The following is a 17,045-nucleotide window of genomic DNA, read 5'->3' on the forward strand; positions in this document are numbered from 1 at the left end:
CTTGTCGTAAACCCCCCTTGAACACATAGTGTCATCACAAGAATAGGAGACGAGCTATGAAACTGACATATCTGGAAGAAACACCACGCAAAATCCAAAGTTTTAAGGGGTCCGACCGCCGTAAAGGCGATGAAGGCGACATCGATGATTTGTTGACTTTGGAAGACGCCGAACATGTTGCAGAGATTTTTAGCACGCCGCTGACGGGTGCTTACACCTGGAATTACAAAATTCAGGATGACCGTATCAAGCGTTTGTATGAGTTAGGCAAAGAGCTCAACTGGAACGCCGAGCTGGATATCAACTGGGATCAACCCTGGCCCGAGGAAGACTTCGAGCAAGGTGCGATGCTGATGAACCTGACGGATTACCCTCCTTACATGGCGCTGACCCAGGAACAGAAGCGTGAGTTCTGGTTGCATCAAAATAGTTGGAGCCTGTCGCAGTTTCTGCACGGCGAGCAGGGCGCTCTGTTGGTAGCATCGCAGCTGACCTCTTGTGCCCCAACCTACAACGCCAAGTTGTATGCCGCCTCGCAGACCTTTGATGAGGCGCGTCATGTTGAGGCATTCAACAAATACATTCAGCAGCGTATCGGCATGATGTATCCGATCAATACCAGCCTGAAGAGCATTCTCGACAAGATACTGACTGACCCGCGTTGGGACCTCAAATTTATCGGCATGCAGATCGTTATTGAGGGCCTGGCATTATCAGCCTTCAACACCACGCGTGAGACCACGCCTGACCCCGTACTCAAGGAGCTTGTGTATCTGGTAGTGCGTGATGAGGCGCGGCACGTCACCTTCGGTGTTAACTATCTGGAAGAGTACATCAAGACGCTGACCGAAGAAGAGAAAAATGAGCGCGCTCAGTTTGCCTACGAGGCCTGTGTGATTAGTCGCGAGCGCCTGGTGGCTACCGATGTGTTCCGTCACTTTGGCTGGGACGTAGAAGAAGCCCGCCAGCGCGTGATGGAAGGCTTTGTTATGTCGACCTTCCGCAACCTGTTGTTTCAACGCGTTGTTCCCAACCTCAAGCGCATTGGATTGATGACTGACGAGATTCGTCCCAAGTTTGAAGAGCTGGGAATACTCGAGTTTGAAAGCCTGCCCGATGATGGTGATATTGACTGGAATGCAATGGAGCGTCCGCTGGACACCGGCGAGGCCCAGAGCTATGAGCAAAAGGCGTTGCAGGAACAGATGGAAAAAGCGATCCATGAAAAACTGGATCATGCACCGGCGGCCTGATCTGGCATAGGTGCAGCAGTGATAAGGGCGCTTCGGCGCCCTTTTTTATGGTGGTCTGTCGCTGGGAGGCGGCCAATGACGCAGGGTTCGTGCGAGCGGTGATTGGCAGAATAAATTCTGCCAGGGCTATCCCCTATGACAACCAGCGGCCAATTGGGGTTTTCACCCAAAGGATATTCATAAATTTCTTCATGCCATCAATGGTCTCGGCCTTGTAGGGATAGGCATTGGGCATCTTGCCGCCGCGCTTATCGATGACCACTGGCATCTCATGGCAGTAGCCTTTCAGCCCCTTCTCGCCGTTAACCTGACCCACGCCGCTGTTCTTGCGGCCACCAAAGGGGGCAGCCGGGATACCGTAGCTAACGGCCATGTCGTTAACCGAGCATGAGCCGGTATCAATCTGTAGCGCCAGCTGATAACCCTTTTCTTTATCCTGGGTCCAGACATTTCCATTGAGACCAAACTCTGAATCATTGGCGAGCTTGATAGCCTCGGCTTCATTGCGCACTTTCTGGATACACAGCACCGGACCAAAGGTCTCGTGAACCATAATATCCATATCGTTATTAACCTCGGTCATTACTGTGGGCTGGTAATACAAACCCTTCAGATCCGGATTACGCTGGCCGCCCATATGCACGGTAGCGCCCTTGGTTTTGGCGTCTTCCACATGGCTCTCTATAATGTCCATCTGCTTGTCCCAGAACACTGCGCCAATACTTTCGTCGTTGCCGTGCTCTGAGCCCTGCTTCAGTCCCTGACCTTTCTCCAGTACCTTGGCGAGGAATTCGTCGTACACAGACTCCACCACGTAAATGCGTTCGGTGCCGCAGCAGTAGTGGCCAGTATTCATGCAGGAGCCGAGCCAGGCGCCGTCGGCAGCACGATCCAGGTCGGCATCGCCGCACACGATCATGGCGTCGTTACCGCCCAATTCCAGCGTCACTGGAATTAGCTGACGGGCGCAACTTTCGGCGACTTTGCGGCCGGTCGCCACACTGCCGGTGAACGAAATTTTATCAACCCCGCCCTCAACAATCGCAGCGCCGGTAGCACCATCACCCAACAATACCTGCAGCACACCATCAGGTAGGCCGGCTTCTTTAAAAATGCTCTCGGCAAGCTTGGCCGAGTAGGGCGTCACTTCTGAACCCTTGGCAACCACTGCATTGCCCGCCATCAGCGCCTGTGCGGCCTGATTCATAACCAATACGAAGGGGCCATTCCAGGGCGTAATAAGTCCGATAACCCCAAGCGGCTTATAGGTGATGCGCAGTTCCTTGGCAAAGCCCAGCACGCCGTGCACCTTGCGTTTATGAGGTTTGAGGAATTTGCCGGCATTCTTGGCGTAATAGCACAGCGAATCGGCTACCGAAAAGACTTCCATACTCAATGCATCCGCCGGGGCTTTGCCGGTTTCGGCAACCACTGTCTCCATGATTTCGTCGGTTTTGGCGACCACGATTTTGAGGGCGCGGTATAATACTTCTGCGCGTGCTTTGTAGCTCAGCGCCGCCCAGGCGGGCTGCGCGGCGCGAGCGCGGGCAATTGCGGCATCGACGTCTTCTTTGTTGGCGCAGATCAGTTCGCCCGTGGGCTCAAGAGTAACCGGGCTGCGTAATTGCAGGTGACGACGCGAGTCGGTGGATTCTATGGATTCGTAAATAGACATGGATGGCTCCCGTATGCGTTCAGGCGAGTTAAACTAATGGTCATTAGTTGGCAAGTCAATGTCTGCTAAGGCCGTCAAAGCTGGCAAATCAGGTCAGCTTGCGGCTAGTATGCGCACTCACTGAGGGGAACCGAATGCAGACAGTAGCGCTTCTATGCAGCGCCGTATTAGTAGTACTGGGATTGGTGCTACTGGTACGACCGCAAATCATGCATGCCACCGTTGGCAGCCTGGATGAAGGTCGGGTGCGGTACAGTATTGCGCTAGTGCGCTTGTTACTGGGTTGCGTGCTGTTGGCGGCCGCGGAGAATAGCCGCTACCCGCAGATTATTGAGGTGCTGGGCTGGGTTTTAGTCATCGCTGGATTATTGATCGTGACTTTGCCACCCGTATTCTGGCGCCGCTTTATTGCTTTGTATAAGCGCTTACCGTCGCAATTGTTGCGGTTTGCGCCATTGCTACTGATTGTTGCCGCCAGTTGGCTGGTCTACAGCTTTACCTGAATCGTCTGGCAGGGCATCATTGTTCGTTGCTTTTCAAGAGTTGGTTTCATGTCCTCGGGCCCATATTACATCCTGGCGTTCTACTCTACCCTGATTGTCGGAGCATCACTGCTGGGTGGGTGGCTGCCGAGCCTGATCAGAATGACGCATACCCGCACGCAGCTCGCCATGAGCTTTGTGGCTGGGTTGATGCTCGGTGTAGCACTGTTTCACTTGTTGCCGCACGGGATCGCCGAGATTGGCGGCGCGCATGCGGTAGAGATTGCGCTGTGGTGGGTCATGGCCGGATTGGTACTGATGCTATTGCTGCTGCGCAGCTTTCACTTTCATCAGCATGATTTCAGTAGCGACGAAGAAGCGCACCATGATCATGACCACGGCTCGGGCCATCATCATGAGCCCGCGGCTAATAACACTGTGCGCTCTATCAGCTGGCTGGGTATGGCTATCGGCTTGGGCCTGCATACTTTGATTGATGGCATAGCTCTGGGCGCCAGCATTAAGGCTGAGGCCCTGGCGGAACCTGGCACCACTCTGGTGGGCCTGGGGGTGCTGCTGGCTATTTTACTGCACAAGCCGCTGGACGCTATGTCGATTACCACCCTGATGAAGGCCGATGGCTGGAGTAAAGGAGCACAGACGCGGGCTAACCTGATGTTCTCCCTGTTGTGCCCGCTGGGTGCGTTGTTATTCTTTTGGGGTGTGGCTCAGCTGGGCGATACCCGCGAGTTGGTGATTGGTTCGGCGCTGGCCTTTTCTGCCGGCGTGTTCCTGTGTATCGCCTTGAGCGACCTGTTACCCGAGGTGCATTTCCACAGCCATGATAAGGGAAAACTGACGCTGGCATTTTTGCTGGGCATCGGGCTGGCTTTTGCGCTTGGGGGTCTTGAACCTGACGCTGTACATGCCCTGGAGATTCTGCCATGAGTACCCCCAAACGCATTATTTATCCGCCCATTTGGTTGGTCATTGGGTTAGTTACCATTTTTGCCGGTAATGAATTTTTACCACTGGCGCGCTTTACGGGCCCCTTTGGCTGGTATCTGGGCGGATTTTCCATAGTGGTGGGGATGATCTTGTTGGTGCATGCCGGTGGCATGTTCAAAGTTGCAGAAACTGATCTGGTACCCTTCAAAAACGTCACCGCGCTGGTCACCGGCGGTGTCTATCGGGTGACGCGCAATCCCATGTACCTGGGCATGACGCTGGTACTGTTGGGTTCTGCGATTACCGTAGGCGCACTGTCTTCTCTGCTAGTACCGCCGCTGTTTATGGTGATTATTGAAGTCCGCTTTATTCGCCCTGAAGAGGAGATGCTGCGTGAGCTGTTTGGCGAAAAATTTGAAACTTATTGCAGCAACGTACGCCGCTGGATCTGATGGCAGCTGCGCACTGAGATTAGGGCGCACTGAGACTAGCGCACTAACGCTCCAGCGCTGCTACCAGTGGCATTGCCATTGAAGGGTAGTCGCTAATCACGCTATCTACTCCCATGCGGTGCAGGTTGGTGATCGCTGAGGCGTCATTGACGGTCCACGCGCTGATCTGAATGCCCTGTTTTTGCAGCCGTTTGATCTGCTCGCTGTTGGTGAGCGAGTTCCAGCCCGCAATCAGGTAGTTGCATCCAGCCTGTTGCAGTATTTCTTGCGGATCAGGAAAGCTTGATACCAGGCCTGTGTCCAGGTCGGGTAACCGGTTCTTGATCTGGTGTACTAGAGCTGCATCGCTTGAGGTGACAATACGGCCACGGTTTGAAGTACTCAAAAATTCACATACCGCGTCGGCCAGTTGTGAGTTATAGCGTGCCTTGCCGGGTTTAAGTTCTAACTGCCAGCTTTTGATCTCCGGTACCGCGGCCATCAGCTTACTGAGCGTTGGTATACCAGTGCCGCGTTTATTGGGCCAGGGCGTGCCATCCTGACGCGCATCCAGGCGGGCCAGTTGCGCGGCAGTCAGATCAGCAATTTTTCCCGCCACACCGGTGGTGCGGCGCAGGGTGCTGTCGTGCACTACCACTAACTGTTTGTCGCGCGACAGGTGTAGGTCAATTTCCAGGTGGCGCACCCCTCTAGCGACAGCATGTTGGCAGCCTGCAATAGTGTTTTCAGGGGCTTCTCCACGAGCGCCGCGATGACCATAGACAATCATGGTTATGTTTCCTCCAGTCAGTGGGCGCAGTATTACAGCCATCCGGCGGCGCTGGCAATGCGGCTTTGTACTAAAACATGGATTTAGCTAGACTGCGGTTTAACGGCAAGAATTCTATGCGGTGCTCATAAACCCCCTGAGCACCGCCACAACAGGTCGCACGTTTGAGTCACTCCCCATCGCCGCATATCAAGAACCCCAATCTCGCGCTGGGCTTTATCTTTATCACTGTGTTGCTCGACTCCATCGGTTTCGGCATTATTATGCCGGTGATGCCGCAGCTGATTATGGTGGTCACCAACGAGCCAATCAGTTCCGCCGCTATTTATGGCGGGTGGTTAATGTTCCTGTACGCCCTGATGCAGTTTTTCTTCGCGCCGGTCATGGGCAATCTTTCAGATCGTTTCGGGCGCCGCCCTGTGCTGTTGCTGTCGCTACTGGCCTTTGGGCTCAACTACCTGATGATGGGCTGGGCGCCAACGCTGGCCTGGCTAGTGGCTGGGCGCCTGATTGCCGGTTGCGCGTCTTCCACTTATGCTATTGCCAACGCCTATATAGCCGACGTGTTTCCGCCCGAACAGCGTGCCAAGAACTTTGCCCTGATGGGAGCCGCATTTGGTGGTGGTTTTATTCTCGGTCCGGTGCTCGGCGGATTTCTTGGCGAGCTGGGCCCGCGCGTGCCGTTTTACGCAACCGCAGTGCTGGCTCTGGTTAATGCGGTGTTCGGGTTTCTGGTACTGCCGGAAACCCTGGCGCCCGAGAACCGCCGTCCCTTCGACTGGCGGCGTGCCAACCCGCTGGGTGCCTTTGCGCATCTGCGGCAGTATCCACTAGTAGGACGATTGGTATTTGGTTTGTTCTTTTTTCTGGTGGCGCATCAATCACTGCCAGCAGTGTGGTCTTACTTCACTATTGCACGCTTTGACTGGAGTGAAAGCCAGATTGGTTTTTCGCTGGGTTTTGTTGGCGTGTTGATGATGCTGACACAGGCTTTTCTGATTCGCTGGGTCATTGATCGCTGGGGCGCGGTTACCACGGCCTATATGGGCCTGACCTGCGCTGGTTTGAGCTTTCTGGGTTATGCCTTTGTCACCGAGGCGTGGATGGTATATGTGTTTTTGCTGGTCGGTGCCGCTCAGGGTTTTGTAGGTCCCGCCGTGCAGGGTGTTATGTCGGCGCGCGTGCCGTCCAATGCGCAGGGCGAGCTGCAGGGTTCGCTGGCCAGCGCCTCCAGCCTGGCGGCGATTATTGCGCCGCTGTTGATGACTCAGCTATTTGGTTATTTTACGGGCGCCAGCGCGCCGCTGTATTTTCCTGGAGTGAGCTACTTTCTCGCCGCGACTCTAGTAGTGGTCAGCACTTTGATTTTGATACCGGGCATGCGCAGAGCCACCCGCTAATTAGACGGGTAAGCGGCGCAACTCTGCGCACTGGCACCATTCTCCGGGTAGATGTAAGGTAGCCGTTAAATTTCGAAGAAAAATCCCTTACCACTCAATAGAGGTACAACCCATGGCAGATTATATTCCACCCGCATTAGATTGGGTCCGTGATCAAGTAGAGCTCTATGAGGGTAGCGGCGGGCTCGAAGGCACCACACTTATGGACACGGGTATGCCTTGTATTATTGTGACCCACACCGGTAACAAGACCGGCGGTATACGCAAGATTCCGGTGATGCGAGTAGAGGTTGATGGTGCTTATGTGTTGATAGGCTCTATGGGTGGTCAGCCCAAAAATCCAGTATGGGTTTACAACCTGCGTGCCAATCCAGATGTACAGATACGGGACAAGACCGAGGTGTTTTCCATGCGCGTACGTGAAGTCACGGACGAGCAAGAACGCAGCCAGCTATGGTCCGCCAGTGTTGCTGCTTATCCTCCCTACGACGAGTACCAGGCGAATACCACACGCAAAATTCCGGTGTTTCTGGCCGAGGCTGTATAGCATTCATCTTCAACCCATTGGGGAATAGCGTGCGTAAAAACTTTGAGTCTTCGTTACGACATGTTTTGAATCACGAAGGTGGCTATGTAGACCATCCTAAAGATCCGGGTGGAGCTACCAACCGCGGGATAACCCTGAAGGTTTTTCGAGCCTTTTATGGTCAGCACCTCGGCAAGAGTGATTTGCGGCAAATTACTGAGCGTGAAGCTGGCGCCATATATAAAGCCAACTACTGGGATAAGTGTCAGTGCGACAAGCTACCGGACGGCTTGGACTACGCAGTCTTCGATCAGGCAGTGAACTCAGGGCCAAGTCGATCTATTCGTTGGCTGCAGGGCTCTTGTGGGGCTCAGGGCGATGAAATCGATGGGCTTCTGGGGCCGGCCACCTTCGCTAAAGTGAAGAGCATGGAGCCACCCGCGATCATTATAAAAATGTGCGCAGTCAGACTCAAATTTCTCAAGTCCTTAAGTCACTGGAAAGATTTTGGGCGCGGCTGGAAAAAACGCGTTGACGGCGTAGAAGAGATTGCAACGGTGCTTGCAGGAGGAGAGAAAGTAGCAGCTCCAGCTGCCGCGGTGCCGGCGTATGAGATATTGAAAAAAGGCTCAGCAGGACCCGGAGTTAAAAAGTTACAGCGCGCACTGAATCAGGTCTTGGCTGGGCAATGGCCGGCGATGAAGGTCGATGGAGACTTTGGTCCGGGAACCAGAAAAGCGCTTATTGAATTTCAGCGAGACGCTGGTCTGGATGCCGATGGTGTCGCCGGGCACAATACCTGGCAGGCCCTGGGCCTGGTTGAATAGGCAGTTTCTAAAATATGCCCCGGCTTAGACAAAAACAGCTGCCCCTTACTGGGGTTCAGCCTGAATCGGGGTAGTAGAAATAGTGATCAAATCTTCAATAAAGGCAATCACCCGATCGCCCCATATCTTGTTGTGGTCAGGAATAAGCTCTTCGCTCACGTAGATATTCAAATACGGGTTGAGGGGGTGTGAGCGCTTCAGATGCTTGAGCGCGACGTGTTCGAATTCCAGTTGCTGCCCATAATCTTGCTCAGACCAGCCCTTACCAAGGCTGCGCAGAACAAAATCTTTGTCGCGTGAATTATCGTTTGCGAGTGGTTCCAGTCGATGGGTCCAATAAGGTTCGAAATGGCCGATGGTAGTGGTATCTGCCTTACTTTCCTTGATCTCTATGGGAACTGGTTTGTTCTCTGCTGACGTGTTGATGTGGCGCTCGAGCGTATCGTGTGTTTCAAACATGGTAGAGAAGACTCTGCCCGCCGGAAACGCCATCCCGGTTGCTATATCACCCTCTGATGTCAGTACCGCCAATCGCGGCATCTGATCTGGCCAATATCTTCGGCAACTTGACTCGCCGCAGGACTGCGAAATGTCAAACAGCGTGGAATATCTCATAGCCTCGAAAGCCGGGTTCATCAACACTACCAGATCGCCAAACCCCTGAGCCGAATTCGAGTAGGTTTTCCCCGGTCGACTATCAATAAAGCGGTCCGCCATTACCTGCTGTAACGCTGTAAATACTACGGCGCCACCAAAGCTGTGACCGATAACCACCATTCGACTGTTGCGTGGTTTGGGATTCTCCATCTCGAAGCCGGCGCGCACATTAACGATTTCCTCTAGTCGCAGCAGCGCTTCAGTGACGCCCTGTTGCCCCACTTCGTGAGCGACACTTTTTCTGCCCCAGAAGGTAATGGAATTCAGGTATTTGATGCTCATCGAATCACCGCGCCAGCCGATATACACACCCAGAATCTCTCGCTTTTCTCGATTGTCCTGCGCAGCTGCAATGGTTTCGCTGGCTGATATTTTTGCCAGCATTTCCTTGAATGACTCGATGTTGGTATCACCGGGTTTGGCGCTGTGATGCCATCCGTGGGCAAACACGGTGAGAATAACGTCGCGCTTGCCTCCTATGTCTCGGTAAGTTTTGAGCACTGTGCGCATTTGCTTTCTATCGCGCAATTGCCCCTGGTCATCATATTCAATAAAACCCAGCTGGAATTCTGTATCGGTTCCCACGCCGTGAATGGATACTGCTGCAGCGTCGCAGGAATCTGCCGCGGAAACGGTACATTGCGTAAAGCTGTCGCGAAAAATAGTATTTTCTGAACAGGCAACGGATAAAAGCAGGCAAACTAGCAACAGGCTGCGTGAAAAATAACCGAGCATGGGCGTATCCTCTGTATTTTTATTGTGGACTGCTTAAGCAGAGCATAGACGGTGAACTTTGACTGCGAGCATAGCTCAGGTTCTAAGAACTTGCGAATAGAGGCTTTGTTTTTTTAGCGAGTCCATACTCTTTTAAAGAACGGGGTATGTTTAGCCTTTTAGAGACACGGCTTGGTAGACACGAGCGGGCGGTCGACGGACGGCCCATATCAGTCCTGTACGCTCCAATAGACATATCACCCAATAGACAGCATCGATTTCCCACCAGTAGAGGCCAGCGCGAGCTGAGGAGGGATAATAGTGATGGTTGTTATGCCATCCTTCCCCGAGCGCCAGCACCGCTATGATGGCATTGTTGGTAGAGTCATCGCTGGTGTTGAAGCGTCGGCTGCCACGGGTATGGCAAAAGTAGTTTACGGCTCCGGCCAGGTGAATGATGCTGACTGCGCCAAGGCATAACCCTATGGCGACCGTGGTGAAACCGCCATAGGCGAACAAGGCCAGAGCGATAATACATGCTGGAACATACTTGTGCTTGTGCAGCCAGACCAGTTCCGGGTAACGGCACAGGTCTTTGGTATTACGTAGAACTTCCTCTTCGCGGTAGCCGAAGTCGACCAAGCTGCCTATCCAGCATGACCAGGCGCCTTGGGTCGGCGAATGCACGTCGGCGTCGGTGTCGGTGTGGCGATGGTGCAGTCGATGCTTACCGCTAAAACCGATGGGGTCGCCGAAGGCTGTGGCGGCACACAGTGCCAGAAAACCCTGGAATACTCTGCTGGTAGCGAAAGAGCGGTGGGCAAAATATCGATGTAATGCCAGCGTGGATCCAAGAAGTTGCAGCGGCCAAATCAGTGCAAAGACGTACCAGTCCAAAGACTGCGCTCCGATAATCAAGGCTGTGATCGGGAGTAAGTGAACTATCAAAATTGCAGTATAGCGGGTTGCTTTGTCCTGCATCGAGATCACAGCGGTAGCGTGTTCTATGTCAGGCACTGGACGAGGCAAGAACTTCTAGCGGTTGGCTTTGTGTCACCCGGTCCAGCACGTCGGCCTGTAACAGCGGATTTATCTCTCGGCCAGCATCAACCAGCACGGTTGGCTCAAAATAGTGTCGATACTCAGCTGCCACTGGCAGGCAGGGCGTGTAGATATCATCCAGCCGCTCTGTGGTGCTGATGTGGGTGCGTGGACGGGCCTTCTTGGAAAATGATAGAGGGCTGCTAAAGGCTCTTGGAAACAGTATCGCAGCGACGTTGAGGTTGGCGTATATTTTCTGCTTCCAGTCGAGTGAATGTCGGTAGCGACGCATGAACTCTATCTGGTGACGGTAGACTTTACTCCGATAATTACGAAAATTTTTCCCGGTCTTAATGAAATCTACGACCTCATCGATGGGCTGCATCGGTTCAACGCATAACGTAGAGCTTTCAAGGTCGCGCATATTTGTATTGGGTAGTATCTGTTTGTTCTCAAGTCTTTGTTTGAACATTGGCGTGCCCGGGTAAGGCGTTGCGGTAAAGGTGAAAAGTGGGATCGGCACCTCTGGCGTATCGCAGATAATATCCATCTCCTGATACATCTGTGCTGTTGTGCGCTCCGTAGGATCAAAAACCAAGCCATACTTGAACAGGATCCCCTCATCCAGACAGCGAGTAATCAGGTCTACCTGATTGCGCTTGGCGTTCTGACTTTTGTTGACCTTGTCCAGCCACACCTGATCAGCAAAAGACTCGACGCCAACAAACAAGCTGATGCAACCGTTCTGCCTGGCCTTCTGGATATTGGTGTCGTCCCAGAAAAAAGTATCAGTTACAAAGCCAAACCAGTGTTGAAATTGTCCGGCGTCAATTCTGGCCTTAACCGGTGCAATGCGCTGATCGAATGTTTTGTTGCCATCGCCTACCAGTTGATTGTCATTGAAAACCACTGCGAAGCGCTTGCCCAGTGCATCCAGCTGCCGCTCCAGGTAGTCAACGGGCTGCGCGGAGTAGGGCAGGCCAGTGGCAGTAAGGCTGCAAAAATCACAGCGAAAGTTACAGTTGCGGCTGGACTCTACATAACCAAGCTGACGCATCCAATAGGCTAGGTCATAGCGTGGCGTAAAGACTTCGGCCACGTACTGTTGCCCCATAGACTCGGCAATAACGCCCTCAATTTCTTCTACATCACCCAGACAGAGGTAGTCGAAAAATTGGCGTGCGTACTGCGGTAAGGAGCGTACCGCGTGTCCACCGGCGGCGACGATAACAGAGGAGTTATAACTTTTGGCGTAGGCGGTTACATGTAAGAGGCGATCAAAGGCGGCGGTGAGCCCTGTAAGAACGATGATGTCTGGCCATTGCAACAGTGCAGGCTGGTAAATTTCAATAAACCCGCTGTTGACCTCGTTGTACAAGACGACGTCGCAGGTTTCGGGGTTGAAAAATCCGGCTAGTAGCACTGGGGCTGCGGTGTCGGGAACTTCATTGCTGCGCTTGATGGACTCGCGCATTTCCGGGAAATAGCAGTTGACGATTAGGACGCGTTTATTCGGTGTTTTATGTGTACTTTTAATTGAATTCAGGTGGCGCTCGAGTTGTCCCATGCTTACATCCTTGTGTCTAAGGTTGGTCTGGTTTTCTCATTGGGCTTTGGTCTCATGTTCCACGTCTGCCGCACGCGGTCGCTCTTGCTGCTCCGCTAATAGTCGAGCCAGATCGTTGGAAGCGTGTGAGCTGTAAGCGAGCGAAGCGTTGGCTTCTGCCAAAGCAATCGCTTCCTTGTAAAGTGCGACGGCCTGTTCGGTATCGCCTTTCATTTTAGCTATGGTTCCTTGCACCCGCAGAGGCTCGCTGATGACGTAGTTCTCACCACTGTTATTGACTAGCTGTTGGGCTTCATTAACGTAGTTTTCCGCTTCCTCAAGTCTGTTATTCATGGCGAGGGCTTCGGCGGTATCGAGGCACATTGCAGGGGCGCCAAAGAGAGCGCCTGACTGGCGAAATTTTTGCATGAAATCGAGCATGTTAGTGATTTCTTCTTCAGGCCCTTGGCCTTGCTCATCGCGCTGCTGGTGAAAACGCGCCCAGGACATAATAAATTCAGAATTAACGATCCAGAAATTGAGGTTTCTTTCCCGGGCGAGGGCGAGTGTTTTCATGCCCATTTCTATTGTCTCTTTATAGTCCAGTCGCTTCTGCATGAGCCAGGTGCCAAGGAACGAGGCAAATACGATTCCCACCGGGTTTTTTAGCTCGTAGGCGAGGTCAATTGCCTGCTGGTTCATTTCAAGGGCTTGTTCTGCGTTGCCAAGATGCCAGTGTATGTGGGCGCAAACTGACAGGTTATGGATGCGGCCATCGTCGCCGCTGGGAGAAAACTCACAGTAATCGGCAGCATTATCCCGCGCAATTTTCTGCGCTATTTCTAGGTGTTCTAGCGCTTCCGCAAGTTGTCCGGCGCGTTGTTTGCTGTAACCCAGGCAGTAGTGGGCCTGAACTTTCTTGGCCGCTGAACCATCGGTATCTGCAAGCCGTATCAGTCTCTCACCCACGTCTCTGGCATCGCCTTCTGACCCGCCTATTTGAAAATAGGACCAAAGGCCGCACAGCAGCGTAAATAGCTGGGGTATATCTCCGACCTTATCGCAGAGCTCCAGCGCGCGCTTGAAGGTCCTCTCTACCTGCGGGTCTGCGTAGCCATTAACGGTTAGCAGCGCCCTGCCGCGTATGGCCTGTAAGCCTACTTCAGCGATATCACGACTGACGGATTCCGGCATATTGGCGACGACGCGCAAACCGCTGTCCGTTAAACCAACGGATTCTGTCATGGCATATTTTTGCAGCGCACTCTTGGCGGCTTTGCTTAAACAGGTAATTGCCTTATCAAACTGCATGCTGCCTTCGTAGTGAAAGGCCAATACCTCGGGCACGGAATCCTCTTGACCCTCCGTCTGCTCCAGCGCGCTTGCTACCCTGGCATGCAGGTCTTTGCGCGTCGACTTAAGCATCGATTGATAGGCTGTTTCCTGCACTAATGTGTGTTTGAACGAGTAGACGCTGTTAGGGATTGAGCCGCGCTGATAAAGAAACTCTGCGTTGACCAGCAGTCTCAATTCGTCCTGAAAGCTGGTTTCATCTCTGGCTTGCGAGACTGACGTCAGAAGCTGGTAGTTAAACTCTCGGCCGAGTAAAGAACACAGCTGCAATAAGGGCTTGGCCGCACCCAGGTTATCAACTCTAGATGCCAGCGAACGCTGTAAGCTGGCAGGTAACACCAGCTCGCTGAGTTTGTAGTCTGGATTGGAATTGGCTGCAGCATAAACCGCTTTCGCCAATTCCTCAGCAAACAGTGGGTTACCGCCTGCTTCCTCAACCAGTCGTTGGACGAAGTCCTCTGGAGGATCAAGCTCAAGCAGGATATTGCTTACCAACTCACTGGTTGAGCGTTTGGACAGCTTTTGCAGGTTAAGGGTTGTGACATTTGAGCGCGATTCCCACTCCAGCTGCAATTTTGGGCGTGTAGTAAACAAGCTCATCATGCCGGAGTTGGATTTTTCGCTCACCAGTAAGTTGATGATCTCCAATGTTGAGGCATCAGCCCAATGCAAATCTTCTACAATGAAAAGCAGGGTCTTGTTTTTGGCAGTGGCGCGCAGAAAGTCGACCAAATACTGCATTAATTCCTGTCGTGCGGCTTCGCTAAAAGCAGCCTCATCATCTGCTTCAAACGACAGTAGCGACGCCACCAGTGGCACCGCTCTTTCAACATCAATCTGCAGGTCCATCATTACCGTCTTGATGCGCTCGGTTCTTTCGGCAGCTGAGCGGCTGCTGCCCAAGCCCAGGTCCTGGCCCATGATAAACTCGATAATTGGCTGAAAAGCCGAGTTGCGCTCCAGGGGGGAGCAGTAAAGTGGCATGACCAGTACGGATTTTGACTCCTGCGCGCGTCGGGTAAATTCACGAACAATGGTGGTTTTGCCGATGCCCGGCTCGCCGCGCAGTACAATGAATTCGTCTTCGCCTTCAATCGCACGCTGCCAGCGGTCGAGAATCAGCTCGATTTCAGAACGACGCCCCAGCAGCGAGCCTGCGGCCCCGTTATCGGCGTCGGGCTCGAGTTCAGGCTGGTGTAGCTCGAGTGCTCTATAAATAGGACTTACTGCACCTGTCTGGGCATTGGTGTGACTGCCAGCTGACTCGCACACCACCCGATTGCGAAGCAGTTGTTGGGTGAAATCGTCCAGCATCACCTCACCAGGGGCAGCCAGCGACTGTACCCAGCTGGCTTCTTGAGATGCAGTCCCGACGACATTCATGACTTCGTCGCTTTGATCAATGACCACATGGTCACTGTGCACGCCTGCCATCAATACCAATTGCTGTGAAGTGCCGGCCCTGACTTCCGAGCTTTGGCGCTGAAGATGCTCTGCTGCGGCTAATGCCATCACCACTGCCCGTATGGCGTCATTCTCGTAGGAAGTGGGATAGCCAAAGATAAACTCATAGGAGGTGCTGTTGCTGCTGGTGGCGACGGCGGAGTATTTCTCCGCAAGTGCGCTGACCAGCTTTTGCACTTCAGGCACCAGACTCAGCATTTCTTCCGGGTCGTCAACCAGAACACCGTTTTTGGCTAGCACAAAGGATATGTTGAGCAGCGTGACCTGATGCCGATGCGCTGTACCGGTTTCTATCTCGACAGAGGGGCCCTGAACGCCCGCAACGGCTTCTACCAACTCCGGGTCGAGCTCGGGCTTGTTTACTTCGGGCTCCAGGTCCCCGGTCCTCTCGATTCCCTGGAATGAGAAATCGAAAATCCAGGACAGCACCAGAACCACTGGGAAGCCGAGCAACAGAACAACAATAATGCCCTGCAGTATCCATTGGGGTGCACCTAGACCGCCGAGAATGTCGCTGACCGGGCCCACCACCGCAGCGAGCAGGATAAGGTAGCCGACTGCGGTACCGAAGGTTTTGCGTCTGCGCATTTCGCTCCAGAAATGGGCGGCACTGTCAGCAAATTTCCCCACGGTCTCCTCTCAATTTTTGCAGGACTAATGTCATGGTCACGATCCCGTGTGCCAGTTTAGCCTGCGGCGGTGCGGCTGCATTATCACTGGAACGAAAATCAATTTCAGGAATAGGCAAAGTACGCCATCAGATTAGTCAATACTAACCGGAAAGTCCAATGAGAGTGGGCCTCAGCGGGACATTTCTATGGCACCGCAGAGACAGGAGCTATGTTCAGAAAACGCTGTTCATCTGGAATCTTATAGACATTGCTGCGCCGATCCTGCAGCGGGGCGCCGGCGAGGAAATCGTTGCCTTCTGCAAGCATTTTTTTGCCTACATAAGAGCCGTACTCTGCCAGTTCTTTAACGCGCGGCGAAGCGGTGCTCGCTAGCTGCGCAAACTCCTCCTTGGAGGGTATCTTTTCAATACCGAGTTTCTCAAAACCCTCACGTGTGAAGCTAATGTTATAGCGCTTGTACCAGATATCGCCCTCTGCTGCCTGACGCTTCATGATCTGATGCTGCAGAAAGTTCACATCTTGCATCATCGCTGAAACCATCGAGGCGTAAAGTCTCTCATCATCCAGCTCACCGATATTGGAGCCGGCACCGCCTTCATGGTAGCCGGTACCCACGGAGTAGAATTTCAAGGGTTCCCGATACGGGTTCCAGCCCAATCTGCGCTGCACACCGACATAGGCTGCGTAGGTTGGGTTAGCAAAAGGAGAAATGCCACCGTCCAGATAGTCACCCTGAGGGGCGAACAGGGGCGGCAGCGCCGCACTGCGTAAAACGATTTTCCACACCGGTTCGCTGCTCTCATCAACCTGGCCGCTCCAGAATGATGGTTGTTCTACTTGGTCTTTGGGGAAGTTGCCGAAAAAGACCACCTTATTGAGGTCCATATTCTTGGTTACCACAGCAAACCGTTTCTTCAGGTCAGCCGGTCGCGTGTTTTCACCCAGCAATTTTTTGAGAACATCCTCCAGCATGGCGGAAGAGGCCTCTCTACGCTTGCGAGGTCCTGCAGCGCCCTTGTCACCCGCGCCGTCGTCCTTGGCAGCAGCGTTCATGCTGATGCTCAGCCCCTCACCTAATGCGATGAAATGCTGCTTCAGCTCGCCAGCGGAAATGCCTTTTGCCAGACCGGCTGCCAGCAGTGATCCGGCGCTGGTGCCGACAAAACAGTCAAATAACTCGCACGCTGGTTTACCGCCATTGGCGATTTCCATCTGCTCGATTATTGCGGCAGAAAAAACACCTCGAATGCCGCCGCCATCTATCGTTAAAATGCGCTTTGTCATAGCCTTTCCTTATACAGATTGT

General features: G+C 53.3%; 14 protein-coding genes. 7 read left to right on the forward strand and 7 right to left on the reverse strand.

All coding sequences use genetic code 11. The features are described 5' to 3' along the window. Window positions 1-56 precede the first annotated feature (56 nt). On the forward strand, window positions 57-1,253 hold the full coding sequence (locus tag EYC98_RS18230; protein WP_279246824.1) for a ferritin-like domain-containing protein: 1,197 nt from the start codon (window positions 57-59) through the stop codon (window positions 1,251-1,253). 133 nt (window positions 1,254-1,386) lie between these two features. Here EYC98_RS18230 and EYC98_RS18235 read toward each other — a convergent pair whose 3' ends face one another. Next, a complete protein-coding gene (locus EYC98_RS18235; RefSeq protein ID WP_279246825.1) occupies window positions 1,387-2,928 on the reverse strand; it encodes an aldehyde dehydrogenase family protein in 1,542 nt (513 codons plus the stop codon). A 134-nt stretch (window positions 2,929-3,062) separates the two neighbouring features. Between EYC98_RS18235 and EYC98_RS18240 the strand changes: the two genes are divergently transcribed. The 3 genes from EYC98_RS18240 to EYC98_RS18250 are packed head-to-tail and all read left to right on the forward strand — an operon-like array spanning window position 3,063 to window position 4,810. Further along, window positions 3,063-3,431: a hypothetical protein gene (locus tag EYC98_RS18240; protein WP_279246826.1), complete on the forward strand. Its 369-nt coding sequence runs from the start codon at window positions 3,063-3,065 to the stop codon at window positions 3,429-3,431. 48 nt (window positions 3,432-3,479) lie between these two features. Then, on the forward strand, window positions 3,480-4,358 hold the full coding sequence (locus EYC98_RS18245; RefSeq protein WP_279246827.1) for a ZIP family metal transporter: 879 nt from the start codon (window positions 3,480-3,482) through the stop codon (window positions 4,356-4,358). Continuing rightward, on the forward strand, window positions 4,355-4,810 hold the full coding sequence (locus tag EYC98_RS18250) for a methyltransferase family protein (RefSeq protein ID WP_279246828.1): 456 nt from the start codon (window positions 4,355-4,357) through the stop codon (window positions 4,808-4,810). Before EYC98_RS18245 ends, EYC98_RS18250 begins: the two co-directional genes overlap by 4 nt. 43 nt (window positions 4,811-4,853) lie before the next feature. Here the strand turns inward: EYC98_RS18250 and EYC98_RS18255 are convergent, their stop codons facing one another. Further along, window positions 4,854-5,579: a glycerophosphodiester phosphodiesterase gene (locus EYC98_RS18255; protein ID WP_279246829.1), complete on the reverse strand. Its 726-nt coding sequence runs from the start codon at window positions 5,577-5,579 to the stop codon at window positions 4,854-4,856. A 164-nt stretch (window positions 5,580-5,743) separates the two neighbouring features. Between EYC98_RS18255 and EYC98_RS18260 the strand changes: the two genes are divergently transcribed. The 3 genes from EYC98_RS18260 (at window position 5,744) to EYC98_RS18270 (ending at window position 8,332) form a co-directional block, all read left to right on the forward strand. Beyond that, window positions 5,744-6,979, forward strand: a complete 1,236-nt coding sequence (locus EYC98_RS18260; RefSeq protein ID WP_279246830.1) for a TCR/Tet family MFS transporter — start codon at window positions 5,744-5,746, stop codon at window positions 6,977-6,979. A 112-nt stretch (window positions 6,980-7,091) separates the two neighbouring features. Beyond that, window positions 7,092-7,526 carry a nitroreductase family deazaflavin-dependent oxidoreductase gene (locus EYC98_RS18265; RefSeq protein ID WP_279246831.1) on the forward strand — a complete coding sequence of 145 codons (435 nt, stop codon included), beginning with the start codon at window positions 7,092-7,094 and terminating at the stop codon, window positions 7,524-7,526. 29 nt (window positions 7,527-7,555) lie between these two features. Continuing rightward, window positions 7,556-8,332, forward strand: coding sequence for a glycosyl hydrolase 108 family protein (locus EYC98_RS18270; protein WP_279246832.1), 777 nt, complete (start codon window positions 7,556-7,558; stop codon window positions 8,330-8,332). A gap of 45 nt (window positions 8,333-8,377) precedes the next feature. On the opposite strand, the gene EYC98_RS18275 is transcribed toward EYC98_RS18270, so the two are convergent. The 5 genes from EYC98_RS18275 to EYC98_RS18295 form a co-directional block, all read right to left on the reverse strand. Beyond that, complete coding sequence (locus tag EYC98_RS18275; RefSeq protein WP_279246833.1) at window positions 8,378-9,724, reverse strand: lipase; 1,347 nt, start codon at window positions 9,722-9,724, stop codon at window positions 8,378-8,380. A gap of 150 nt (window positions 9,725-9,874) precedes the next feature. After that, window positions 9,875-10,600 carry an acyl-CoA desaturase gene (locus EYC98_RS18280; RefSeq protein ID WP_279246834.1) on the reverse strand — a complete coding sequence of 242 codons (726 nt, stop codon included), beginning with the start codon at window positions 10,598-10,600 and terminating at the stop codon, window positions 9,875-9,877. Between the two features lie 112 nt (window positions 10,601-10,712). Further along, window positions 10,713-12,311: a B12-binding domain-containing radical SAM protein gene (locus tag EYC98_RS18285; RefSeq protein ID WP_279246835.1), complete on the reverse strand. Its 1,599-nt coding sequence runs from the start codon at window positions 12,309-12,311 to the stop codon at window positions 10,713-10,715. A 36-nt stretch (window positions 12,312-12,347) separates the two neighbouring features. After that, on the reverse strand, window positions 12,348-15,695 hold the full coding sequence (locus EYC98_RS18290) for an AAA family ATPase (RefSeq protein WP_279246836.1): 3,348 nt from the start codon (window positions 15,693-15,695) through the stop codon (window positions 12,348-12,350). 227 nt (window positions 15,696-15,922) lie between these two features. Next, window positions 15,923-17,023, reverse strand: coding sequence for a patatin-like phospholipase family protein (locus EYC98_RS18295; protein ID WP_279246837.1), 1,101 nt, complete (start codon window positions 17,021-17,023; stop codon window positions 15,923-15,925). Between the last annotated feature and the right edge of the window lie 22 nt (window positions 17,024-17,045).

Origin of the sequence: Candidatus Litorirhabdus singularis (genome assembly GCF_026262625.1) — a bacterium.
Taxonomy (GTDB): domain Bacteria; phylum Pseudomonadota; class Gammaproteobacteria; order Pseudomonadales; family Halieaceae; genus Litorirhabdus; species Litorirhabdus singularis.